Annotated in this window: 19 protein-coding genes and 1 pseudogene; 10 read left to right on the top strand and 10 right to left on the bottom strand. The window is 41.1% G+C overall.

Translation table 11 applies throughout. The annotated features are described in order from the left end of the window. Positions 1–78 precede the first annotated feature (78 nt). From DD627_RS01935 to DD627_RS01905, 7 genes are all read left to right on the top strand, one after another. Complete coding sequence (locus DD627_RS01935; protein WP_260274823.1) at positions 79–1,659, top strand: BCCT family transporter; 1,581 nt, start codon at positions 79–81, stop codon at positions 1,657–1,659. A 133-nt stretch (positions 1,660–1,792) separates the two neighbouring features. Further along, positions 1,793–3,058 carry a PTS transporter subunit EIIC gene (locus tag DD627_RS01930; protein ID WP_057783303.1) on the top strand — a complete coding sequence of 422 codons (1,266 nt, stop codon included), beginning with the start codon at positions 1,793–1,795 and terminating at the stop codon, positions 3,056–3,058. After that, the gene (locus DD627_RS01925; RefSeq protein ID WP_260274802.1) at positions 3,051–3,899 is read left to right on the top strand and encodes an alpha/beta hydrolase; all 849 of its coding nucleotides are present in this window, start codon (positions 3,051–3,053) and stop codon (positions 3,897–3,899) included. Before DD627_RS01930 ends, DD627_RS01925 begins: the two co-directional genes overlap by 8 nt. Before the next feature lie 129 nt (positions 3,900–4,028). Continuing rightward, positions 4,029–4,754, top strand: coding sequence for an ABC transporter ATP-binding protein (locus DD627_RS01920; RefSeq protein ID WP_260274803.1), 726 nt, complete (start codon positions 4,029–4,031; stop codon positions 4,752–4,754). Beyond that, on the top strand, positions 4,751–5,962 hold the full coding sequence (locus tag DD627_RS01915; RefSeq protein WP_068806387.1) for an ABC transporter permease: 1,212 nt from the start codon (positions 4,751–4,753) through the stop codon (positions 5,960–5,962). Before DD627_RS01920 ends, DD627_RS01915 begins: the two co-directional genes overlap by 4 nt. A 345-nt stretch (positions 5,963–6,307) precedes the next feature. Next, positions 6,308–9,040 carry a cation-translocating P-type ATPase gene (locus DD627_RS01910; RefSeq protein WP_260274824.1) on the top strand — a complete coding sequence of 911 codons (2,733 nt, stop codon included), beginning with the start codon at positions 6,308–6,310 and terminating at the stop codon, positions 9,038–9,040. A gap of 118 nt (positions 9,041–9,158) precedes the next feature. Next, a complete protein-coding gene (locus tag DD627_RS01905) occupies positions 9,159–9,998 on the top strand; it encodes an aldo/keto reductase family protein (RefSeq protein WP_260274804.1) in 840 nt (279 codons plus the stop codon). A 279-nt stretch (positions 9,999–10,277) separates the two neighbouring features. On the opposite strand, the gene DD627_RS01900 is transcribed toward DD627_RS01905, so the two are convergent. Further along, complete coding sequence (locus tag DD627_RS01900; protein WP_260274805.1) at positions 10,278–10,997, bottom strand: SDR family oxidoreductase; 720 nt, start codon at positions 10,995–10,997, stop codon at positions 10,278–10,280. Between the two features lie 85 nt (positions 10,998–11,082). Then, entirely contained in the window at positions 11,083–11,607 is a 525-nt protein-coding gene (locus DD627_RS01895; RefSeq protein ID WP_057783315.1) for a GNAT family N-acetyltransferase, read from the bottom strand. Positions 11,608–11,682: 75 nt separating this feature from the next. On the opposite strand from DD627_RS01895, the gene DD627_RS01890 reads away from it, so the two are divergent. Further along, positions 11,683–12,933, top strand: a complete 1,251-nt coding sequence (locus tag DD627_RS01890) for a DUF2075 domain-containing protein (protein WP_375710192.1) — start codon at positions 11,683–11,685, stop codon at positions 12,931–12,933. 46 nt (positions 12,934–12,979) lie between these two features. Here DD627_RS01890 and DD627_RS01885 read toward each other — a convergent pair whose 3' ends face one another. Beyond that, positions 12,980–14,104, bottom strand: a complete 1,125-nt coding sequence (locus tag DD627_RS01885; RefSeq protein ID WP_260274807.1) for an NADH-dependent flavin oxidoreductase — start codon at positions 14,102–14,104, stop codon at positions 12,980–12,982. A 358-nt stretch (positions 14,105–14,462) separates the two neighbouring features. On the opposite strand from DD627_RS01885, the gene DD627_RS01880 reads away from it, so the two are divergent. Continuing rightward, positions 14,463–15,860: a DHA2 family efflux MFS transporter permease subunit gene (locus DD627_RS01880; protein WP_260274808.1), complete on the top strand. Its 1,398-nt coding sequence runs from the start codon at positions 14,463–14,465 to the stop codon at positions 15,858–15,860. Between the two features lie 58 nt (positions 15,861–15,918). Here DD627_RS01880 and pyrE read toward each other — a convergent pair whose 3' ends face one another. The 7 genes and pseudogenes from pyrE to DD627_RS01845 form a co-directional block, all read right to left on the bottom strand. Beyond that, on the bottom strand, positions 15,919–16,527 hold the full coding sequence (pyrE, locus tag DD627_RS01875) for an orotate phosphoribosyltransferase (protein WP_286984566.1): 609 nt from the start codon (positions 16,525–16,527) through the stop codon (positions 15,919–15,921). Position 16,528: 1 nt separating this feature from the next. Further along, positions 16,529–17,251, bottom strand: a complete 723-nt coding sequence (gene pyrF / locus DD627_RS01870) for an orotidine-5'-phosphate decarboxylase (protein ID WP_260274809.1) — start codon at positions 17,249–17,251, stop codon at positions 16,529–16,531. Beyond that, a complete protein-coding gene (locus DD627_RS01865) occupies positions 17,244–18,167 on the bottom strand; it encodes a dihydroorotate dehydrogenase (protein WP_260274810.1) in 924 nt (307 codons plus the stop codon). The genes pyrF and DD627_RS01865 overlap by 8 nt, the downstream gene beginning before the upstream one ends. An 18-nt stretch (positions 18,168–18,185) precedes the next feature. Beyond that, positions 18,186–21,365 (bottom strand): annotated as a pseudogene (gene carB / locus DD627_RS01860) (carbamoyl-phosphate synthase large subunit). Beyond that, positions 21,358–22,458, bottom strand: coding sequence for a carbamoyl phosphate synthase small subunit (locus DD627_RS01855; protein ID WP_260274811.1), 1,101 nt, complete (start codon positions 22,456–22,458; stop codon positions 21,358–21,360). Before DD627_RS01855 ends, carB begins: the two are co-directional and overlap by 8 nt. Then, a complete protein-coding gene (locus tag DD627_RS01850; RefSeq protein ID WP_260274812.1) occupies positions 22,451–23,734 on the bottom strand; it encodes a dihydroorotase in 1,284 nt (427 codons plus the stop codon). Before DD627_RS01850 ends, DD627_RS01855 begins: the two co-directional genes overlap by 8 nt. 13 nt (positions 23,735–23,747) lie before the next feature. Next, positions 23,748–24,671, bottom strand: a complete 924-nt coding sequence (locus DD627_RS01845) for an aspartate carbamoyltransferase catalytic subunit (protein WP_068806418.1) — start codon at positions 24,669–24,671, stop codon at positions 23,748–23,750. Positions 24,672–25,420: 749 nt separating this feature from the next. On the opposite strand from DD627_RS01845, the gene DD627_RS01840 reads away from it, so the two are divergent. Then, complete coding sequence (locus DD627_RS01840; RefSeq protein ID WP_068806421.1) at positions 25,421–26,017, top strand: hypothetical protein; 597 nt, start codon at positions 25,421–25,423, stop codon at positions 26,015–26,017. The last annotated feature ends 21 nt before the right edge of the window (positions 26,018–26,038 follow it).

Genomic DNA, 26,038 nt, shown 5'->3' with positions numbered 1-26,038 from the left:
TAATCGCCTCCCTACACTCACTTATATATTAGGAGGATCATTATTTTACACCACAGTAATATCGATAAAACCGTTTTTATTCCAACCGTTAGTCTCTTCGCCCTTGTTTCCCTTGGACTCATTCTTGGCGGTTCCCAACTTCGTGCCGTTCTCAGCGACGTCATGAACGGGATCACCGCTCACATGTCCTGGGCTTATCTTGGCATCTACATCATTAACTTCGTATTCTTCATGTACCTTGCCTTCAGTCATTTTGGTAAAATCAAACTTGGTCACGCCAATGACAAACCCGAGTACAGTAGCTTCCAATGGGGTAGCATGGTTTTTGCCACCGCCATCGACGCCAGCATTCTCATGCTCAGTATGGTTGACCCTTTACGCTACGTTCAAAGCCCCGTTTTTGGTGACAAACCTTATTCTGCTGCCGCTTACGGTGATGCTCACATGTTGGGTCAGTTCAACTGGGGTCCCATGGCCTGGATGATGTTTGCTTCTGCCACCATTGCCATTGCTTACGTTATGTACGTTCGTAACGTACGGGTCATGCGGATTAGTGCCGCTATTTCATTTCTAAAAGGACCTGAACACTACAAAAAAATTATTCGTCAAATCATCGACTTTTTGGTTGTGTTTGGGATCATGGGTGGCATTGGTTCATCCGTCGGCATGGAAATTCCGGTTCTTTCAAAAATCATTAATCAAATTACTGGAATTCCCGATAATTTACTCTTAAAACTTTTTATGTTCTTAATTTTGTTTGTCATCTTTGCTGTTACCGTGTTTCACGGGATTAAAGGTGGGATTGATAAACTTAGCGCTGCCCATATTTGGACTGCCATTGGTTTCTTACTCATTGTTTTATTTATCGGCCCAACGCTAACCATCTTCCATGATGAAGGTAACAGTTTACGTTTAATGGTTGAAAAGTTTATAACGATGAGTGCTAGCACCACAACCAACGGTAAACCTGGAGTTGCTCAACAAGAAACAATTTTCTATTGGGGTTGGTGGTTATCCTATATGCCGGTTATGGGCTTATTTATCGCCCGTATTTCTCGTGGTCGAACCATTCGTCAGGTAATTGTCGGCATGCTGACTTACGGTGCCCTTGGCTGCATGAGCTTCTACGCTATTTTAGGTGGTTACTCACTTTATCTACAACAAACTGGGGTAATCAACCTTGTTCATATTTTGAACACCCAAGGACAATCAGCTGCCATCGCGGCCGTAATCAGCACTTTACCATTAAAGATGATCATGTTAGTAATCTACAGCATTTCGTGTTTTATCTTTTTGGCCACAACCATTTCGTCATCGGCATTCATCGTGTCGTCATTTACAAGTAAACATTTGGCACCTGGCGAGCAACCTAGTCAATTTAACCGATTAATTTGGGTAATTGTCTTCATTATCTTCTCGTTTGGGATTGTATTTGTCGGAGGCTTTAAAACGGTCCAAGCAATTAGTTCTATCGCGGGATTCCCATTGATCGCGGTCTGTGCCCTCTTATTATTATCCCTTTGGCAGATGATTCACCAAGACCAAAAGGTTACGGAAGCAAAGAAAGAGACTGTGCTATTCTTGCCACATGTCACACCAGAAATTGTCCGTAAACGTAAACACGTTCAAGTCACTTTAGAGAGTTATTTGAGTGATTAATTGAAAAAGACCAGCAATTAAATTAGTTGCTGGTTTTTTTGTCGTCTAAATATCACTTAATCCCTTCTACCACTCATCAAAACCAATCTAGATGTTGTATAATCAAGGAAAGCTCACGGGGGAGTGATTCGCAATGAAGCAATTATTAATTGTGACACGAAAATTGTATAAAATGAATTTTTATCGGGCAATCCTTTCGGCCTTATGGCTAATTTTCCCGCTAGAATTTGTGGGTGTTAGTTTTCACATTATTTTTGAAACCTGCTTCCATCGTAATGGTATTTTAGAAGTCATCTGGGATCTGCACACCAATTTGCCTGGATTTAACAGCATCTCATATCTGCTCAAATCCACAAATGACCTGACTTTTATCACCATTTCATTACTACTGGCCTTTTTTACGGCCGAAAATCTTTTCGAATTACGCGCAAAGCTATCTCATGAACATTTAGCCGGCATTACGAGTTTATTTATTTACTTCTTGCTCATCGTTGAAACTGCACCCAATCTTGATTTGCCACAAATCACTGACGTTGCGGGTAATTTACTCATCCCGATTTTGATTGGCCTGTTTACTGGATATGGATACAGTTTTCTTGCCAAAAGATCTTCACTTAAATTAACCGTGACTTACTGGGCGACTACTCATCTCATTGTGATTTTCAGTCTCTTAATCATTTTAATTGGTGGCATCAGCTTTACGGTCTACCAAACACAACTCTTTCCTAATTACATATCGCAACAAGTACAAAACTTCTTACAAACTGGAAATCATCCAACCTTTTGGAAAATTACTTTTGCAACTCTGCTTAGCAATTTCGGCCACTTTTTTGGCATCATTAATGATTTCACCACCACAATCGGCAATCATTTTTCATCAGAGACCGCCAATTTAACGTATCTTGCCCAACATCATAATCTCTGGAACATTCCTTATCCAATCACGTTACATTCGTTGTACGACTCATATGGGGCGTTGGGCGGAAACGGCATGTTACTGGCACTGGCCGGTGCTATCCTCCTTCGAGTTAAAAATCAACGCGCCCGTTTGGTGGCCAGTTTATCCATAACCCAAACTGTTTTTGATCAAAGCGAAGCACTCATGTTTGGCATTCCCATTTTGTTTAATCCGCTTTTCTTAATTCCGTTTTTAGTCGCTCCGTTTGTCAGTATGAGCATTGGCTATTTAGCCATTATCACACATCTCGTCCCGGCTGCGGCCTACGTAATTCCATATGCAACACCAAGTATTTTACGAGCCTTTCTAGGAACAAACGGAAACTTTGGCGCCCTTTTTGTCAGTTTAATCGGTTTGATCCTATCAAGCTTAATTTATTACCCATTCGTCTCTTTGATTGATCAATTGCCAGAAAGAAACGGAGATGAGTCTCATGCTTAAATGGATTCGTCCACTAATCTTATTTGTATTACTGGGTTTCATGGCCGTTTTCGGTTTGCAATGGACCCACCAAAACATGCGCAATGCCATTCCATCAGCAAATTCACGCGTCTCACCAATTATTTTGGTGCCCGGTAGCAGTGAAACTCAAGAGCGCTTTGATGCCATGGTCAATGAACTGAATGGTAAAACCAAAACATCCAGTAGTTTATTAAAAGTAACTGTTCATACGGATAACCACCTTTCATATAGTGGCACTTTTCAACCAGGCAAAAGCCATCCATACATTGTCATTGCGTTTCAAAATAACCATGATGGCTACTCAAATATTAAAAAACAGGCTAAATGGTTTAGCCACGCCATGACCATTTTGAGTGCCAAATACCGATTTAATCACTTTTCTGCAATTGGTCATTCCAATGGTGGTCTAGTTTTAACCCGTTATTTAGAAAAATATTTTAACCAACAAAAAATGCGTATTAACACATTGATGACCATTGCTTCACCCTATAATTTCTCGGAAACAAACATTGATAAACGTAACCAAATGTTGACAGATTTAATTAAGGATAATAGTAAGATTCCAACCAATTTAGTCATGTATTCCGTGGCCGGCACGGAAAACTACAACAATGACGGAACGGTGCCGTTTGCGAGTGTGGAAGCCGGTAAATATATTTTCCAAAAACGGGCAAAGAATTACACTCAAATCACCGTAACTGGTGAAGACACGACCCATCATGATCTGCCCCAAAATGGGGAGATCGTCAGCTTCATCCAACAGTACGTCTTGAATATTTCCAGTACAAAACAAAAACCGGATATTAATGTGCAACATTAAACTGAAATCCTCATAACTATTGAATAGCTGTGAGGATTTTTTCTATATTGACTTTAAAAATAGAACCGGCTATAATCATTTTTGAAGAAAGGTGAGTAATTACTCACCTGCCTAAAGGAGGACTCTTCAATGTCATCTACAAGTATTTCACTTAATCATTTAGTCAAACAATTTGGCAAACAAACCGTTTTAAAAGATATTAATTTTACGGTTTCACCAGGACAAATTGTGGGTTTGATCGGACCCTCAGGCGCCGGTAAATCCACCATCATCAAAACTACTCTGGGAATGGAGGTTGCCGATGGTGGTTCCGCCACCGTTTTTAATCAGGTAATGCCCAACCGAAAGCTTTTGTCTCGCATTGGCTACATGGCCCAAACGGACGCTCTTTATGGATCATTGAGTGGTCAAGAAAACTTGATGTTTTTTGCACAAATGAAAGGTCTAAAAAAACAGACAATTCATGCTGAAATTGCCCATGTCGCAGAGGTTGTTGATTTAACCACCGACTTAAATAAACGCGTTAGCAGTCATTCTGGCGGCATGATGCGGCGTTTATCTTTGGCAATCGCCTTATTAGGCAGCCCAGAGCTACTAATTTTGGACGAACCCACTGGCGGCATTGATCCCGCTCTGAGACGTCAAATTTGGAAAGAATTAAACACAATTCGTCACGAAAATCGTAGTATTTTGATCACGACCCACGTCATGGATGAAGCGGAACTTGTTGATGAAGTAGCCTTAATTTTAAACGGTAAAGTTATGGCGTTTGACTCACCTGCCGCTCTTAAAAAGCAGTATCAAGTGAACTCGATCGAAGACGTATTTTTGAAGGCAGAAGGTGTACAACTATGAGAATTATTGCAATTATGATTCGGGTTTTAAAAGAACTTTTACGCGACAAGCGGACACTGGCTTTGATGTTTTTGGCGCCAATTTTGATTTTGTTTTTAATGAATGCCATCTTTTCATCGAATTCCACGACGAATGTCACAATCGGAACCGTTTCATTGTCCCAAGCCATGAATAAAAAATTGGGTAAAGGCAACCATGTTGACGTGAAATTATATGATTCCAAAACTGCCGCTGAAAAAGCATTGAAAAAGACTCACATCGATGCCATTATTCAAAAAAAGCATAACGATTATATACTGACCCATGCGAATACTGATTCCACTAAAACCACAGCGGTTAAAATGGCGGTTAAAAATGCCCTGACAGCCCGAGGAACTGCCGAGCTAAAAACAGGTCTTAAAACCTCAACAACTGTCATCGGCAAACTCAGACACCAGTTAACAATCACTTCCAAAGCACTGGCAAAGTTACAGTTCCAAGTTGCCAAGTCGACGAATCAAAAAGTTAAAACTTCTAAATCTAATCACGTGACACTAGCACAGGTTAGTTCTAAGAAAATGGCCACGCCAAAAATCACAAACCATTATGTATACGGCGATGCTAACACCAGCTTTTTTGATAAGATGTTGCCAATTCTGATGGGATTTTTCGTTTTCTTCTTTGTTTTCTTAATTTCTGGAATGGCGCTTCTCAAAGAACGGACTAGTGGTACGCTAGATCGTCTGCTGGCGACCCCCGTTAAACGCTATGAAATTGTGTTTGGTTACATGGCCAGCTACGGAATCTTAGCTATTTTTCAAACCGTGCTGATCGTATTGGTCACGGTTTGGTTACTCGGCGCTGAAGTGGTTGGTAGTTTGTTCAGCATTATTTTGATTAATTTGTTATTGGCTCTGGTAGCGTTAGCCTTCGGGATTCTGTTATCAACATTTGCAAGCTCTGAATTCCAGATGATGCAATTTATCCCGTTAGTGGTCATTCCCCAGATCTTCTTTTCTGGTATCATTCCGTTGGATCAGATGGCTAGTTGGATTAAGACAATTTCATATATCGTCCCAATTAAGTATTCTGGAGACGCAGTAACCGCAATTATGATGCGTGGCGCGGGTTTGTCGTCACTTGGATTAGAAATAACAGTCTTGTTTGGTTTCTTGATTGTCCTGACAGTTTTAAATATTGTGGGGTTGAAAAGATATCGAAAGGTTTAGTTCTGTCAATTTCTTAAGCAAACTTCTCGAAAGACAGCTATTCAAAAATTATAATTGGGATATAGTATTTCATATTAAAACGGTTCAGAAGTTATGGCCACTACATTCCAGCTTCATATTTTCATAGCACAGTCTCAAACTCTAATATAGACCTCAGAGACTGTAAAAACATGACTTATACGTAGTAATCCAACAAAATCCAAGCTTAATATCTCAAAAAAATAACTGCTTTTCATCAAATGGCGTTATACTAATACGGTGCAAGGAATTGCATTTAAAATTGGATAGAAAGAGGCCAGTATTTTGGATAAAGTAAACCAAAAAAGTACAACACGTTATGCGTCTATGGATATCAATGATGTCTATAAGTACTTTGATACAAAGGAAACCGGTTTATCTTCAGAACAAGCAGCTGGATTACTAAAGAAATTTGGACCAAATACCATTCAAAGAAACAAAAAGCAATCGCAAGTTAAAGCTTTTTTGAAAAACTTTACAAGCTTGATGGCAATTTTACTTTGGATCAGTGGTTTCATTGCGATTTTTGCGCAAATGGTTGAACTAGGAATTGCAATTTGGGCCGTCAATTTGATCAATGGTATTTTCAGCTACTGGCAAGAGCATCAGGCTCAAAAAGCAACTAATTCTCTGTTGAAAATGTTGCCAACCTATGCACAAGTGTTACGAGATGGCAAACCGAAGCAAATCAATTCGGAAGATTTGGTACCTGGCGATGTATTCATTATTCAAGCTGGTAACAGTATCTCTGCAGATGCCCGGATCATCAAATCAACCTCCCTTCAAGTTGACGAATCCGCGCTAACTGGCGAATCGGTTCTTGTTAGTAAACAAGCCGAATATTCACATGGTGTAGGTCGTTTTTCAGAGGCAAATCTCGTGTTTGCGGGAACTGTCGCAGGTAGTGGTACGGCGACTGCAGTAGCGGTCGCAACTGCCATGCACTCTGAATTTGGTAAAATTGCCAAACTAACCCAGAATCAAAAACACCAAGCCAGTCCCCTTGAAATCGAATTGAATCATTTAACTCGTCAATTATCGGTAATTGCCATTTTAATTGGCGCCATCTTTTTTGTCTCCGCAATCTTTTTTGTGCATTACCCAATGGCCAAGTCATTTATTTTTGCTTTAGGGATGATTGTGGCTTTTATTCCAGAAGGACTATTACCAACCGTTACGCTGTCTTTGGCCCAGGGTGTTACTCGAATGACCAAGAAACATGCGTTAGTTAAGGATTTAAACAGTGTTGAAACCCTTGGTGAAACGACTGTCATTTGTTCTGATAAAACTGGAACTTTGACTCAAAACCAAATGACCATTAATCACCTTTGGTTAGCCAGCCATGAATATACCGTTACTGGTCAGGGCTATGTGAACAACGGTCATATTCAGCTTGATTCCAAAGATGTTGATCTGTCAGCCCAACCGGACTTAGAAATGCTACTTCGGGTTGCGGCTTTGAATAACGATACTAAGGTAGAACAGCCAAAAGTAGCTGGTGACAATCCTAAAATTATTGGTACCCCTACAGAAGCAGCATTAGTTATTTTAGCTGAAAAGGCTGGAATTAATCTTGAATCAGAATCCAAAAAGTTTCCACGAATTGGGGCTTTACCTTTTGACTCCGATCGGAAACGAATGTCCACTTTTCATGATGTCGATGGCAAAACTACTATTTGTGTAAAAGGTTCTTTGGATGGTATCCTGCCAATTAGTGACACGATTCTAGATAATGGTAAACTGCGTCCCCTTACTGAAGCTGATAAAGAACAAATTAACGAAGCTGACAAAAAATATGCGGCCCAAGGTTTACGCTCTTTAGCAATTGCCTATCGGGATGCTTCAGCTGATGATAGTTTACCTGATGATACTAAAGACTGGACGATCGAAAACGCTGAACAACATCTCACCTTCGTTGGCTTAACAATTATGGAAGACCCACCCCGTCCAGAAATTTTTGAAGCGGTTCGCAAATGTCATGAAGCAAGTATTCGTATTATCATGGTAACCGGTGATAGTTCATTAACTGCCAAGAGTATTGCAGTTAAAATTGGTGTCGCTAGTGACAAAGCGCGTGTTATTACAGGTGACGAACTTGCTGAAATGCACATTGCTGATCTTAAAGAAGCTTTAAAGGGTGAAGTGATTTTTGCTCGTGTGGCTCCTGAACAAAAGTATCGAATTGTTTCAACGTTGCAAAGTATCGGTGAGATTGTGGCTTCAACCGGTGATGGTGTTAATGATGCTCCTGCTTTGAAAAAAGCCGATATTGGGGTTGCCATGGGTGTCACAGGAACTGATGTGGCTAAAGATGCCGCCAACATGATTTTGACTGATGACAACTTTGCTTCAATCGTCGCCGCAATTGAAGAAGGTCGAACCGTTTACAGCAATTTACAAAAGTTTCTCCTATATATTTTAAATAGTAATATGCCTGAAGCTGCTCCTTCAATCTTATTCCTGTTTTCACGCGGTTTAATTCCTTTGCCATTAACAGTTATGCAAATTCTAACTGTTGATCTTGGAACTGATATGTTACCTGCTTTAGGCTTAGGGGCTGAAAAAAGTGAACCCGGAATTATGAAACAGCCACCGCGTTTACGAACTGCTCATCTTTTAAACCGAGGGATTATTTTGAAGGCTTTTGCCTGGTATGGATTAGTGGCGTCCATCATTTCAACTGTGGGTTACTTCTTCGTTAACCATCAACACGGTTGGCCAAATGTGGCGTTGGCAGCATCTGGTTCTGTTTATCAGGAAGCGACAACCATGACGTTAGCTGCAATTGTCTTCTGTCAAATTGCGGCTGCCTTGAATTGTCGAACAAAGAATTCCTCAATTTTTAGCATTGGTATTTTCAGTAATCGACGTATTTGGGGCGGCATTATTTTTGAAGTGTTTCTCCTAGCCTTACTAATTTATGTGCCCTTCTTACAGGGATTGTTCAATACAGCTGCAATTGGCTGGCAAGACTGGATTTTGTTAGTCTGCATTCCAATTCCACTTGTGTTAATTGAAGAGATCCGCAAGTACTTTATGCGTAAAAAAGTGCGAGTTTAATAAAAGCGTTTCACTAGAAATTTCTGGTGAAACGTTTTTAGTTCGCAATTTAATTTTCGAATAGTCAAAGCGTGTTATCATGAGTTATAAATTTGAAATCGAAATGGAGAGATGTTTGATGAGCGTACTAACTGATACATTCGAGCTTCGCAATGGCGTCAAGATTCCTAAGGTTGGCTTTGGTACTTGGCAGATTCCTGATGGTGAAGTTACATACAATGCTGTCAAAAACGCCTTGGCAGCTGGTTATCGTCATATTGATACTGCTTGGCAATATGGCAATGAAGACAGCGTAGGTAAAGCAATTCGGGATTCCGAAATTGCGCGTGACCGAATTTTTGTCACAACTAAATTGCCAGCAAAAAGTAAGAGCTACGAAGAAAGTCTGCAATATTTCGAAGAATCCATTAAGAACCTTGGTTTGGATTATGTTGATTTGTTCTTAATTCATGCGCCGTGGCCATGGGATGAAATGGGTGCGGATTATTCTAAAGAAAACGTCGAAGTTTGGCGGGTAATGGAAGAGATTTATAAATCAGGTCGTGCAAAGGCGATTGGAATTTCTAACTTCAATGTTCAGGATCAAAAAAACATTTTGGAAAACTGTGAAATTGAACCAATGGTTAATCAGCTTCAGTATTATATTGGGTATACGGAAACTGGTAATGTGCGGTTTGCCAAACAAAGCGGCATGTTGGTGGAGGCATTTTCTCCATTGGCAACGGGTTACTTATTGCATAATCAAGATGTAGCAGATATTGCCAAGAATAATCATGTGTCGGTGGCACAGTTGGCCATTAAGTACTGTTTGCAGCATAATATTGTGCCGTTGCCAAAGGCGATTAACCCAACCCATATTGAGGAAAATACTAATTTAGATTTTGTGATTCCGGATGAAGATATGGAAACGTTGGATAGCTTGGTGGATACGGCGCCGGGTGAGGACCATAACGAATAGATAGTGAGTGAAGCAAAACGAGAAGACCGGCAATATAAGTGTGACGGATGCAGGATGAAGTCCTGCTGGAGTCATACTTATATTGCCGGTCTTGTTTTGCGGAGCTGTCCTCAACTATAAAAGATTAAAACCATAAGCATGATGGAGGCGGGATCGCAATCCCGCAGGAATCGTGCTTATTATCTGCCTTTTGACTTGTCGAACGGTCCTAAAACTCAATGAAAAAGCAATCAAAGATCTGAAACCAAGATTCCTCAAACAATAATTTTGTTTGAACCCTTACAAATCCACGCCACCATCAATTCGCATAACTTGTCCTGTCATAAAGTCATTTTCCATACAGTACAAATAAGCCGATGCTACTTCCGCAATAGTCCCTACTCGTTTTAGCGGCACATTTTCGGCAAACTGCGATTCTTGCGTTTCAAGAGAACTTGCTGATAGTTCTCGCCACAATCCTGTTGGCGTCCAAGTTGGTGAAACTGCATTGACTCGGTAATTTGGTGCTAATTCAACTGCCAAGCCCGCGACCATCGTATTGATCGCTTGATTTCCAATAATCGCACCAGACGCATCACTTGGGTGACCACCTGAACCCGATGTAAAAATTAAGGAACCCTTTTTGTTAAGATGCTTACTGGCAATTTGAGCTACCTGCAAATTCACAAAAAACTTATCCTCAATCGTTTTACGAATTAAGTCTAAAAAACTATCCAAAAAGCCACCACCCATTGCACCCCCGAGTGTGGAAATCACATGATCAAACGGTTCATTTTCTTCAAAAAAAGAATTTAACGATTTTGCATCTTGCGCATCAAAAGCTTTGCCAGAAATATTTGGATATTTTTCTGTATTTTCAATCAAAAATTCATTTAATCGTTCTTGATTGTGACCAACAACACTCACTTGAGCACCTTTCTTAGAAGCCAGTTTAGCGACTTTACCACCAAATCCTGAAGTCCCACCAATTATTAATACGCGTTTCTTATTTAAAGTCATTATTTTCTCCCTATCAGTTAATGGCTTAAGTATAAAGAAAGAAAAATTAATTTACGAACATTTGCATTGATCAACTAAAATAAAATTAAAATATTTTGTACCACTGTAGTGCAACACTGATATTAGGATTGGCTGTATAAAACAGGGTATCCACACCACCAAGTTTCATTCCTTGTTTTTGATAAAACTGGCACGCATTTAGATTATCATCTTGCGCTTCCAATTGAAGACCCACATGCTTATTATCCCGCGCCCATTTTTCAGCAGCATCAAATAATTGTTGCCCAATTCCTGCATGACGATGGCCTGCCTGAATGGCAATATTTTCAATGTAGCAAAACTTATTCCAGTTCCTAAACATTCGAATTTGACCCACATTTTTGCCGTCCAAATAGGCAAAGTACAACTGCTTTTGTGGATCGGCTAAATACGAAGCATCTGGTTTTTCAGCGGGAAATTTAGTTGCTTTGGCCGTTTCAAAGGGGATTTCTTTAATTGTCCACCGCCCATCTTTCAAGCTTGGAACAACCCGTCCTGTTAGCTCAAATTGCGTGTTTGAAGCATCCCAATCTGCCATGTTTTCTTTGTTTAATGCGACTATTTTTAACATTCTATATAAATCCTTTCCTTATCAAGTGAATGTGAAAAGTATACCACTTTGAAGGATCTCGCTTTTTGGCTTACTATGAAATTAGGACATTTTAAGAAAGAAGGTCTTCAATTGACGCCAAAGCAGCTCAATGACGCGCGTTACAAACTGTCGCCATTTAAGAAATTATCACCAGAACAACTTAATTTAAAAAATAAAATCATGACTTTTATTAATGCGCACCTTGGTCAATCTAAACATGCCGTTTTTACCATTTATGGCGCAGCGGGAACTGGTAAAAGCGTTGTTTTAAGTCAGATCTTTAACGATCTTCAAACCGCAGCACGTAGCGAGGCAGACGATCCATTAAACGGTACAAAAAACGTTTTTTTGGTGAACCATCCCGAGATTTTGAAAGTTTATCAAGAAATTGCTGGCGAGCAACCACACCTGTTTAAAAAGGACTTTGATCGCCCCACCTCTTTTATCAATCGTCGCAACAAGGATCATCTAACTTACGACATTGCCATCATTGATGAAGCCCATCTTTTATTGTCGCGACCGGATCGTTACGACAATTTTGATCAACAAAATCAATTAGTCGAAATTATCAAGCACAGCAAAATTGTAGTTTTAGTATTCGATGAAAACCAAGTTTTAAAAACCAAAAGCTACTGGGATCGCGCACGTTTATCCCAAATCGTTCAGCCCTATTCGCATGAGGAATACGTCCTGCACGATCAGTTTCGAATGCAGGTCGATCCCAAGCTAGTCACTTGGATCGATGAATTCACACATGGCCACCTCACCCCAGTTCCACAGCACAGGGACGATCACTTCGATTTTCGGATTTTTGACGATGCCGAAGCAATGCACCAGTTAATAATCAAACAAAATCAAAAAGTCGGTTTATCCAGAATCGTTTCAACGACTGGCTATCCTTCCAAATTAGACGGGGGCAAACATTATATTGTAGAAGGTAACTTTAAGTTGCCATGGGATCAGTATAATTATTCACGGCAGTCCTGGGCCGAAAAACCAGAAACCATTAATGAAGTTGGGTCAATCTATACGGTTCAAGGATTTGACCTGAATTATGTTGGCGTTATTTTGGGACCGCCTATCGAATATGATCCGGAAACTGATGGCGTCACGATTAATTTAGCCAAAGTCACGGATAGTGAGATCTTTAAAAAACGGGCTGATTTAACGGATCCTAAAGAGCTCACTAAAATCAAAAAACAACTTATTATGAACACCCTTAATGTGCTCTTAAAACGTGGTGTTCGAGGTTTGTATATTTATGCGAGTCAATCTGCTTTGCGAAAACGACTTTCACAACTTTAACTCAAAAAACTAATTAACAGAAGTTTCTGCTAATTAGTTTTTTAGCCTATGCACTTGTAATATGAATTGTCTTGCTAAAGCCTTGATTCAAGAATTCCCATAAAGGTGTGGTAATCCCCAATTCTTCTAGATCACTGGGTGACAACTCATAGCGAATGGCATCCTCATCACCTGCGATCACTTTTTGAACCCAGTTTGGTTCCCGGATAAGTTCTTGGCCCATTGCCGCAAACTCAAACCCATCGGCAATCACCTTTTCGGCTTCGACTGGTTTTGTAATCTGACCAACCACAATCATTGGCACTTTATGATCGACTACTTTTTGAATCTTTTCAATCAGTGGCTGACTGTCAGTTTTGTCATTTGCAGAAGTTTGCCAAACCTGATTCAACGAAACGTGAAGATAATCAATTCCACTTTCAATTAAGGAAGGAATCAACGCCAATGTATCCGCAATTCGGATCCCTGGATTCTCAATTTCTTCCGGTGAAATTCGATATCCCACAATAAATGTGGCTGGCGCATATTTTTTAACGACGCGCCGAACCTCTTCAACAACACCTACTGGGAAGTTCATTCGTTGATCCAACGTACCACCCCATTGATCGCGACGACGATTAGAATGAGGAGAGAAAAACTGTTGAATAAGATAAGTATTGGCACCATGAATCTCAACACCATCAAAACCCGCATTAATTGCGCGTTTTGTGGCGCTACCGAAATCTTTGATCACTTCTTCGACTTCTTCTTCGCTCAGTTCGCGTGGCGTCTCAGAATCCGGCCGTAATGCTTTGACAGCACTAGCACTAACCGGTTGCTCACCACGTAAAATTGCGCTGTTAGTCATCCGGCCAGCATCAAAAATCTGGAGGATTGCCTTAGCACCGCGGCTCTTTATTGCTGAAGCTAAACGTGCTAATTGGGCAACATCTTGATCTTTGTTAACTGCTAGTTCACCTTCGAAACCCTTACCAAGTTCCGAAACGTTCGCACAGCCCGTAATCTCAATACCAACTCCGCCGGCTCGTTTCCGATAGTATTCAATCTCATCATTAGAAACCACGCCATCCTCGAAAGCGCTCCGTTCTGTCATTGGTGGCATGACAATGCGGTTCCGCACGGTTGCGCCATTTGCAAAAGTAAACGGATCTAAAAATTTATAATCTGACATAGAGTCATCCCTTTTTTATAATTTAATCACTTTTATTATAGCCTCAAACGCATCATAACTTGTATGATTTGGCTTGCAAATCTGTTTATTGCCACATATTCACAGCTTCAAAGTAGAATCAAAAATCACAAATTCTCAATAGAAAATCTTTTCTGAAAAATTACTTGGTATTTTCAAAATTTATCCGATATAATGAGAAAGTAAACAAAACTGAAGCACATATATTTTTGTGCTCAATGTTCGACTTCCAACAGAAGATATTCAGCGGTTTTAACAAATTAACCTCCAATTCTAGTGAAAGTGCAACATACCTTATTAAGGTATATGGTGCTTCAGTTAGAATTCTGGAGGTTTTTTTATGCAAGAAACATCATCAATTAGTACGAAAACGAAATTATCCATTGTGGGTACCGCTGGCTTGGCCTTCTGTGGAGTTCTGGTCGAAACAGCCATGAACGTCACCTTTCCGACTTTAATGGCTCAGTTTCATGAAAGCTTAAATAACGTCCAATGGGTCACGACCGCCTACTTGTTAGTCGTAGCAGCAACGATGACCGTCACTGCGTTTGTTCAACGTCGGTTTAAGTTTAAAACGATTTTGAGTGCGGCCGGTATTTTATTTATTTTGGGAATTCTATTTTCTGGTTCTGCCAGTTCACTGACATTTCTATTAATTGGTAGAATTATTCAAGGAATCAGTACTGGCTTGACCATGCCGCTCATGTTTGCCATCATTATGCAACAGATTCCTCTCAGCAAGCAAGGCCAATATGTCGGAACAGCCGGTATGGTTGTCGCCTTTGCACCATCCCTAGGTCCAACATATGGAGGTTTTATTACTCAAATGTATAACTGGCCACTAATTTTCTGGATAACCTTGCCGATCGGTGTCGTCAGCTGTGTACTGGCTATTTCGACCATTCAACAAGGCCAGTCACCAGTCAAAAGTAGTTTTCCGTTTGCTCAATTTATTTTGATCTTTTTGGGCCTGACAGGTCTTACTTTGGCCATCAATCACGCTGGTAGTGGTAGTTTAACAACCCCACTTGTATATGGAAATTTCATTTTTGGCTTTTTGTGTTTTGCCATTTTCGTCATTCTGTCACTTCGAAGTAGTCAGCCTTTAATTAATATTCATATTTTCAAAAACTCGCTTTTTACCCGAGCTGTACTAATTTACTTTTTGATCCAATTTGTGCAAATTGGTTTGACTTTTGTACTGCCAACCTTCGCCCAACTCTCCCTGCAGAAAGGTGTGATGCTGTCGGGTATGATGTTACTGGCTGGTAGTTTATTTTCTGCAGTTGTCGCTCCCCTAACTGGTCAATTACTCGATCGCTACTCACCAAAAATACCATTTTCAATTGGGGCAATATTCATTTTGTTGGGGATTGGACTCCTGCTTATCTTTACAAACTACCTGTCAACTACCACAATCGTTATTTTCTATACAGTTTACATGTTAGGATTCAGCTTTTTATTCAACAATTCGTTAACCTTTGGCCTGCAACAATTAAAGCCCGCCCAAATTGGTGATGGTAACGCAATTTTTAATACTTTACAACAATATTCGGGATCACTAGGGACTGCGATTGCTTCAACAATTTTAGCAATGACCGCTCAGAAATATCCTAACCTGTCAGAAGTTAAACAAACCGTGGTTGGTAGCCACTCTGTTATCCTATTCTTTGCCGCGTTGTGTGTGCTCGCAACCATATTAATTACCTCTTTACCCAAGAAAATTACTAAAAACTAATTTTATAACTCAAAAAAATCTCTCCTGATTATAAACCAGAAGAGATTTTTTGTATTCTCTATTGCCGCCACTTTTTAAGAATTTCAAGTTCAGTTTCACTAACTTTGTTTTCAGTTTTGGCTACTCTGATTAATGTACTGTAATTAGTGACTGTGTGTAATGGTAACGCGGCTTCCCTAAAGTTCACCTCAGCTGCTGATAATTGATAGCTAAAGATGCCAGCTACTCCAATTGCAGTCGCATCCGCTTTCTGGACCGCCTGAACAGCTCCTAAAACACTTTGGCCAGTTGAAATAAGATCATCAATGACAACCACTTTTTGACCAGGTTTCAGTACGCCTTCGGTTTGTTTGTCCTGACCATGATCCTTAGGTTTAGACCGCACATAAATCAGAGGAAGATTCAGTTTTTCGGCCACCCATGCTGCATGCGGAATCCCTGCCGTAGCGGTACCGGCAATTACTTCTACATCTGGATAATTGGCTTTGATTAATTCTACTAAACCTTTACAAATCAACTGGCGAACTTTAGGATAGGAAATCGTCAATCGATTATCGCAGTATATTGGACTTTTTAATCCGCTTGCCCAGGTGAATGGATCGTTTGGGCGTAATGCCACCGCGCCAATTTCTAATAAAGAATGTGCAACTTGTTCAGCAATTGTCATCTTATTTTTCCTCCTTAAACTCTTCAGCAATCTGTTTGTATGCTAATTTAGGATCCACACTTTGGGTAATTGGCCGGCCAACCACAATGCCGTTACTGCCCAGTTTGGCGGCTTGATTGGGTGTTACCACTCGTTTTTGATCTCCATTTTGAGCAGAATTGGGTCGAATTCCGGGGGTGATGAACAAGAAATCCGGATTAACTACCTCACGAATCACCGGCACTTCCAATGCGGAACAAATGACGCCATCCAAACCAGTACTTTCAGCTAGTTTGGCATAATTTTGCACGGATTTTTGCAAAGAAATCGCTACGTACTGCTGGTTATGTAAAATCTGATCATCAATCGAGGTTAACTGAGTAATTGCGAGGAGTTTGGCCGGTGCTTTACCAATTTCTTGAGCTCCTTGCATTAAACCTCTTTTACTGGCCGCCAACATTTCTGACCCACCAGCGGCATGAATAGTAGTCATTTCAACCCCCAGGGCGCCAATCACACGTGCTGCTCGTTCCACTGTATTAGGAATATCATGCAACTTTAAATCCAAGAAAACGGTAAATCCCATGGCTTGCACATGTTTAACGATCCTTGGTCCGAAGTGATAAAATACTTCCATTCCGATTTTGACCATCGGCCGCGGATTAACGTCCAACTGTTTTAAAATTGTGTTTACTTGATCTAGATTAGCAACATCTAAAGCCACAATCGGCGAATATTTAATCAAAATGAACCTCCTGCAACTGTTTCAAATTATCAATGCCATAAAAGTCCATCACTATTGGTAACTGGGCGATGATTTTCGGACAACTTAGCGGATCATGGAAATTCGCCGCGCCGACTTCGACCGCACTCGCTCCGGCCATCATCATCTCCAAAACGTCTTCGGCACTCGAAACACCGCCCACCCCAATGATTGGTAACTGACAGGTTTCATGAACTTTATGAATCATGGCTAACGCGATTGGTTTCAAGGCTGGACCTGATAACCCTCCTGTACCATTGGCTAAAGCTGGTTTCCGTGTCTTCAAATCAATACTAAGCCCAGTCAAGGTGTTAATCATGGTCAAACCGGCCGCCCCACCAGCTTCAGCAGCTTTGGCGATCGCCGTCACATCTGTAATATTGGGTGTCAGTTTGACATATAGGGGCACCCGGCTAACCGCTACACATTTCCGTGTCAACCTTTCCACCAGTTTAGGATCCGTTCCCATGGCTAATCCGCCATTTTTAACGTTGGGACACGAAATGTTCAACTCAATTGCCTTAATGTTGGGTGATTCGTTTAAACCTTTGACAACCGCAATATACTCGTCTTCACTAAATCCCGCTGCACTGGCGATAATGGGCAATTCGGGAAAATGAGCATCTAGCCAAGGCAGTTTTTCGGCAACGGCTTGTTTAACACCTACATTTTGTAAACCATTGGCGTTTAACCACCCGGCAGTCGTTTCCGTCGTACGTGGCTTAGGATTGCCGGTACGCGGTTCTATGGTTGTGGACTTCACAACCAGCCCACCAAGAAGATTCAAGTCGAAACGTTGCGCAAATTCTTGACCATACCAACAAGTTCCACTGGCTGGCATCACAGGATTTTTAAGTTCTAAACCAGGTAAACTAACTGCTAATTTATTTTCTGACATTCGATGCAACCTCCGTTTTTAAATGGCTTGAATTAAGTAAGCTTGGCTCTTTAGCATGGTGACAACTGCTGATAAGGTATCTAGTGAGGTCAATACAAGAATCTCATGACTGATTGCTAGCGCTCGAATCTTGGTATCATCATTAACGGACTCCATATTGTCATCCACCGTATTCACGACCAGTTGATTTTTTTGATCTGTTAACAATTGTGCAATTTGCGGTGAATTTTCACTTAACTTCTCGACTCGCTGTTTAACTAACACGCCGCGTTCCGTAAGATACTGAGCAGTTCCTTCTGTCGCGTACAAATTAAAACCGAGCTGAACTAATTGTCGAGCTAATTCAGTTGCTTGGGGCTTTTCAGCATCCCGCACGGTCATCAAGATATTGCCGTGGGCTGGTAAGTGAACCCCACTGGCTTCAAACGCTTTGTACAGTGCCTTTTCAAAGGAACAGTCACTGCCCATCACTTCTCCAGTTGATTTCATTTCCGGTCCTAATAAACTGTCCACGCGGTTTAATTTACTAAAGGAGAAAATCGGTGCTTTGACATGAACCAGTTTGGACGGCGCCTGAATTCCAGTCTCATACCCTAAGTCGGCCAATTTTTGACCCATAATGACTTGCGTTGCTAATTGAGTCATTGGAATTTTAGTCGTCTTACTCAGGAATGGCACAGTCCGGCTGGCGCGTGGATTCACTTCGATAACATAAGCTTGTTCATGATGAATGACAAACTGGACGTTCATCAACCCAAAACAGTTCAAGGAATGAGCTAATTGAATGGTGGCCTGTTCAATTTGTTTAATAACGGTTGTGGATAATGTCTGCGGTGGATAGACGGCCATTGAATCACCAGAGTGAATGCCAGCGCGTTCGATGTGTTCCATAATGCCCGGAATCACAACTGTGTCACCATCACAAATTGCATCAACTTCACACTCCTTACCTACTAAATACCGATCTAATAAAACGGGGTGCTCGTGCGAAACTTCAATTGCTGCATGCATATAATGCTTTAATTCTTCGTTATTATGCACAATTTCCATGGCCCGGCCACCTAACACCTAACTTGGTCGTACTAACAACGGATAGCCAATTTTTTCACCAATTGTGAGGGCCTCTTCATTGGTAGTGGCGGTATCGCCATATGGTTGGGGAATTTTAAGTTCTTCAATAATTTGATTAAACTGATCTCGATCTTCAGCACGATTGACGTCTTCGACCGCAGTGCCCAATATTTTGACACCATGATCGGCTAATGGTTTCGCTAGATTGATGGCGGTTTGCCCACCAAACTGAACAATCACTCCGCGTGGCTTTTCTAAATCAGCAACGTTTAAAACATCTTCTAGTGTCAAAGGCTCAAAATAAAGTTTGTCCGAAATTGAGAAGTCCGTTGAAACTGTTTCGGGATTATTATTCATAATGATCGCCCGATAACCAGCAGCTTTTAAAGTTTGAACACAATGCACAGTCGCATAATCAAACTCAATTCCCTGTCCAATCCGAATTGGCCCTGCGCCAATGACCATAACGGTGGGTTGCTCACTTGAATGACTTTCGTTTTCTTCTTCATAGGTACTGTAAAAATAAGGCGTGTGCGATTCAAACTCGGCCACACACGTATCAACCATTTTGTACACTGGCCAAATTTGTTTAGTTCGACGTAAGGCTCTAATTTCATCAGCTGTTTTATGCCAAGCCTTGCCAATGACGACGTCGGTAAAGCCATTCTGTTTGGCAAGTTTTAACACCGCTAAATCACCGGGATGTTGTTGCAACAGAGTTTCAATTTCTAAAATATGGCTCAATTTATCTAAATAAAATTCATCTATCTTAGTTAATTCATGAATTTCGGCAACCGACCACTGCCGCCGTAAAGCTTCCATGACACAAAACAACCGATCATCGCGAGCTCTGACTAACCGTTCTGTGAGTTCCTGTTCTGTTAGCCTTGTTAATTCTGATGAGCCCATCAAATCGGACCCAATTTCCAACGAACGGACCGCTTTTTGAGTAGCCTCTTCAATGTTACGGCCAATTGCCATGACTTCACCAGTAGCCTTCATCTGGGTGCCCAACAGACGATCCGCATGATTGAACTTATCAAATGGCCAGCATGGAATCTTACAGACCACATAATCTAAAGCGGGTTCAAATGCTGCATAAGTTGTTTGGGTAATTGGATTTTTAATTTCATCAAGCGTTAAACCTACCGAAATTTCAGCCGCCATCTTTGCTATCGGATAACCGGTTGCTTTTGAAGCCAATGCTGACGAACGGCTCACCCGTGGATTGACTTCAATAATGTAATATTGATAACTGTTGGGATCCAAGGCCAATTGAACGTTGCACCCGCCTTCGATTTTCAATGCTGAAATTAGTTTTAAGGAAACATCCCGTAGTATTTGATATTCACGATCCGACAAAGTTTGCACTGGTGCGTACACAATTGAATCACCGGTGTGAATGCCCACTGGATCAAAGTTTTCCATTGAACAAACCACCATCGTGTTGTCATTGTGATCCCGCATCACTTCAAACTCAATTTCCTTAAATCCAGCAATACTCTGTTCAATTAAGACTTGCGTAATTGGCGACAAGTCTAACCCGTTCTCAGCAATGGCGGTGAGCTCATCCATGTTTTCAGCAATCCCACCGCCTGTTCCACCCAATGTATACGCTGGTCGAATGATAACGGGAAACCCAATTTTTGCAGAAAAGTCTTGAGCTTCTTTGACGGTCGTTACCGTTAACGATTTGGGTACCGGCTCGTTTAATTTTTGCATCAGCTCTTTGAACTGTTCCCGGTCTTCAGCTTGATTGATCGACTTCAAACTGGTTCCCAAAAGTTCAATGTTAAAATCAGCTAACACACCAGCTTCAGCCAGTTGTTTAGCCATGTTCAATCCCGTTTGACCACCCACCGTTGGTAAAATGGCGTCCGGCCGTTCTTTGCGAATAACCCGACTCACAAATTTCAAAGTCAGTGGTTCGATATAAACTTGGTCGGCAATCTCTGGATCCGTCATAATTGTGGCCGGGTTAGAATTGACGAGGACGACTTCGTAACCTTCCGCCTTTAAAGCTAAACAAGCTTGTGAGCCAGAATAATCAAACTCAGCGGCTTGGCTAATGATGATTGGACCAGAACCGATCACTAAAATTTTATGAATATCTTGACGTTTAGGCATGTGTGCTGACCCTCCTTTGACGTTGAAAACTGTCGATATTATCTAAAAACTCATCGAAAAGGTAACTTGCATCGTGGGGACCGGGGGCGGCATCTGGATGAAACTGAACCGAAAAGGCGGGATATTTTTTATGCCGTAAACCTTCAATAGTTTCATCGTTAATTTCTTGATGAGTCACCAACAAATCGGTTTGCTCAACTGAATCGGCGGCGACCGCGTAGCCATGATTTTGCGCCGTAAAGTCAATCCGATTAATTGCGATTTCTCGAACAGGATGGTTAAACCCGCGATGCCCAAACTTCATCTTGAACGTATCGGCCCCATTAGCTAAGGCAAACAACTGGTGACCTAAGCAAATTCCAAACAAAGGCACCTGTGTTTCAACTGTGCGAATCATTTCCAAGGCATTCGGCACATTTTTCGGATCACCAGGACCATTACTTAGAAAAACCCCATCAGGTTGGTAATTTAGAACTTGTTTAGCGGTGGCAGTGGCTGGCAAGACCGTGACGTTGCATTGACGCTGAGCAAGTTCGCGTAAAATGCTATGTTTCAAACCGAAATCAATCACCACAATTCGTTTGCCAGAATTGGGGTTCGGGTACGCGTTTTGCGTCGTACTTTGTTCAACCAAGGTAGTCAGTGTCGTTTTCAAACCACCGTGAATAAAGTCCTGCGCTTCTTCCACAGTGTTGACAAGTGCCGCTTTCATGGTACCTTGTGCTCTCACAATCTTGGTTAACTCTCTTGTATCGATCCCAGAGATGCCGGGAATTTGATGCTGTTTCAGAAATTTATCCAGGTTCATTTGACTGCGCCAATTACTAACTTTGCGTGCTAACTCATGGACGACCACCCCCGCTGTTCTTGGTGTGACTGATTCATCATCATCAAAATTGATGCCGTAATTTCCGATTAACGGGTATGTAAACATGAGGATCTCACCGTTATAAGACTGATCGGTGATAGATTCTTGATAGCCAGTCATCCCTGTATTAAAAACCAGTTCACCAGTGCAGCTGACTTCGCCACCAAACGCATTTCCTTCGTAAATACCGCCATCTGCTAATACTAAATATCTTTTTTTAGTCATTATTTGGCTTCCTCCGATATGTCACTTTTCCATCCACTACTGTCAAAACTGTGGTTCCGAAAACTTTTTCACCAAGGAAAGGTGAATTATGTCCCTTTGACAAGAAATTTTTAGCCTCAATTATTTTTTCCTGAGTTAAATCAAAGACCGCAATGTCGGCCAAAGACCCAACTTTAAGTTGTCCCGCTTCGTTTAAGTGAAACAGCCGTTTTGGTGCCCCGCTCATCCAATCGATTAATTTATCCAGCGGCCAAAGACCAGTTTTGACAAATTTCGTATATAACAACGCAAAGGCCGTTTCTGATCCGACAATTCCGTTGGGTGATGCCAAAATTCCTTGTTTTTTCTCGGCATCCGTATGTGGGGCGTGATCCGTAGCAATCATATCAATCGTGCCATCCATCAATCCGGCCACACAAGCTAAGCGATCTTCTGGACTTCGCAGCGGCGGATTCATTTTAAACTGCGATTTTTCATCACCAACAATCATGGAATCGTCTAACAAAAGGTGATGTGGGGTCACTTCACAGGTAACGTTCACACCTTGCGCTTTAGCAAGCCGAATCAAATTGATACTTTCCTTAGTGGACACATGACAAACATGATAATGCACACCTGTATTAGCCGCTAAAACCAAATTACGGGCGATTTGCACAGCTTCGCTAACATTATTCACTCCGGGTACGCCCAACCTTTCAGCAGTCATCCCCGCGTTTAGGACACCGCCATTTGTCAAAGCCATATCCTGCGCATGATCACATAATGGCAAATGTAGTTTGGCAAGTTCTCGCATCGCTTCCAGCATTATGTGGGCATTTTCGATTCCAGAGCCATCGTCGCTAAATGCGAATGCCCCGGCCTTTGCCAGTTGACCAAAATTGACTACAAACTGGCCTGCACGATTTTTGGTAACGGGCGCATACTGTTTAATTTTGATTGGGGTTTGCCTGTTAAGTTCTAATTGCCGTTTGAAACGTTCTTCAGTATCTGGAGTTGGATTCAGATTTGCCATCGCTCCAATTGTCGTGAAGCCCCCATGTAAAGCCGCCATACCCCCCGTTTTAACGGTCTCTTTATTGGTAAAACCGGGTTCGCGTAAGTGCACATGAAGGTCAATCAAACCAGGAGAAATAAAATCTTGATGTAACTCAATCACTTCATCTGCTTCGGCTGTCGAGCCGTTAAGTTCTTGGATACGGTTATTTGCAATCAAAACTGTCAGTGTTTGTAACTTATGATCGATCAACCCAATTCCATTTTTTAATAACAGTGTCATCCCAACTCAACTCCTACAAAAGTTTTTGGTAGCGCAAGATACTACTTAAAATGGCCATTCGAACAAACACCCCATTTTTCATTTGGGTAAAAATTTTTGAATGGGGACTTTCAACTAAGTCATCATCAATTTCAACACCCCGATTAACTGGGGCCGGATGTAAAATAATGGCATCAGATTTCATTTTCTGAATGCGGCTTGCGGTAATGCCAAACTTGTCGCGATAGGTGTGCTCGTCAAAATCACTATTTGCGCTTCCTGAAAGCCGTTCATGTTGCACCCTCAAGATGTTAATCACATCCATGTGAGGTAAAAGTTCTTCAAAGTCACCAAACTTTCCATATCTTTCTAGCTTCGCATCAAACCACTTTTCAGGACCGGAAAAGTAAACCTCGGCGCCTAATCGGGAAAGCATTTCTGCATTGGATCTTGCTACTCGAGAATGGAAAATGTCCCCATTGATCAACACTTTTAAACCTTTAACGTGCCCAAATTGCTCCTGAATGGTCATCATATCCAACAAACACTGGGAAGGGTGTTGCCCGGAACCATCGCCGGCATTGGCAATTCCAATTTTTAAGTTAGGATTCTCAACTAAATCTTGATAATACTCATTTTTGGGATGGCGAATCACCGCAATGTTGACGCCAATTTCTTCAATTGTTCGCAAGGTGTCATATAAACTTTCACCCTTATTTACAGAACTCGTTGCGGCGTTGAAGTCCAAGACCTGCATCCCTAGTTTTTTCTCCGCCATTTGAAAACTGGTTTTGGTTCTGGTGGAATCTTCAAAAAATAAATTCATCGCATACGCTGGCTTTAGTAACTGTACCTGTTTACCAGCTTTAAAATCTTGAGCTTCATGAATTAAATCTACGGCCTCATCTGCGGTTAACTGATCGATTGAAACTAAATTTGCTTGTATTTGTTCTGCCATGGTGTTTCTCCCTTTCATTTCACAAAAAAAGCACTTAGTTAATCGTTTTCTGATTAACTAAGTGCACTAGCTTGTTGCGTGTAGACCCCTTGCGAAAAGTTTTTTTGCAAAGACTTTACTGCACCGTTTTGTTCTCTCAGGAAACATTTAAATGGTTCAGTGACATTATTTAATTTTAAAAAAGATCCCTTAGCCGTTCAGCCAAGGGATCTTCCTGTTACTTTCATCGGAATCCTTCTTGGTCTCTCGGACTAAGTTAAAGGTCTTTTGTGTTGTGATTACAATAGTCTTAAACTTGGCGGATGTCAACCTGGATTCTGCAAATGTCAGATTGAAACTTTACTTGGCAATGGTTTTATATTTTGTTTCGTTGCAACGTTGGCACAAGAGTGTGGGCGCTACAGAGATAAATCGCCAAGTCGCATCGATACACTCTTTGCGTCAACCTCTCCACTAGCATAAGTCGGATATTTCTAAAAACATCAAGTAGGCCCTAAACCAAAATGAATGTAACTTGTCCCAGAATTACTGACTAAATGTCGTACCAAAGATATCTGCTTCACATAACTAGGTTGGTTACTATCTCTAAAGACCCTTTACACATAATTGTTCAAATTAAACCGTACTTCATCTAACATTACGCTTTGCTTTTGTTATACTTATTTGTGGAGCGATTAATTGATATCCATGAAATTCACTAGTCCATTTAAATTATGGATAAATTGTTATACTCTCCGGAGGAGTTAAGAATGAAAAAAAGAAATATTAGTTTGGCTTTGCTATTAGCATTAGTCTTTGTAGTGTTGTTTCCTACTAACGCGCAAGCATCAAAATATTTAAGCGGTAACTCTTATGCTAAAGAAGCAAAAACACATGTTATTGCTAAAAAGACCGTTAAAGTTTATAAAGTAAAGACTGGCACTTATGAAGCAAAAAACATCGCCTACAACTATGGCACCATCAAACGAGGTACAGCATTTTATAGATCTGGATATTTAATGAGTACCGGGGGCTATATAGTTAAATCCGGAAAATATTACCATAATAGCCGCACTTTTTTCATTGTTCCCCAAACTAATGCTAACTGGTGTACAAAATATAGCCGTAATTTTGTAATTTGGAACAAGTCAATGAAATTATTTAACACCAAACGAAAAACTAGTAATGCTTGGATTTATTCCAAGCCTGGTGGTAAAAAGCTACATTACCTAAAGAATTATCCCAGAACAATTTGGATTGCAACTAGGCACGAAAAAATTGAAAGTGGCGCAATTTATTACTATGTACACTCCAAACATGGCAGTGCTAAAGGTTGGGTATGGCGCGGAAACGTTAAACGTATCTAGTTCTGCCTTCCACTCTGGTGA

This window comes from Pediococcus sp. (assembly GCF_003533255.1).
Lineage (GTDB): Bacteria > Bacillota > Bacilli > Lactobacillales > Lactobacillaceae > Pediococcus > Pediococcus parvulus.
This window is presented reverse-complemented; position numbering and strand designations above follow the sequence as displayed.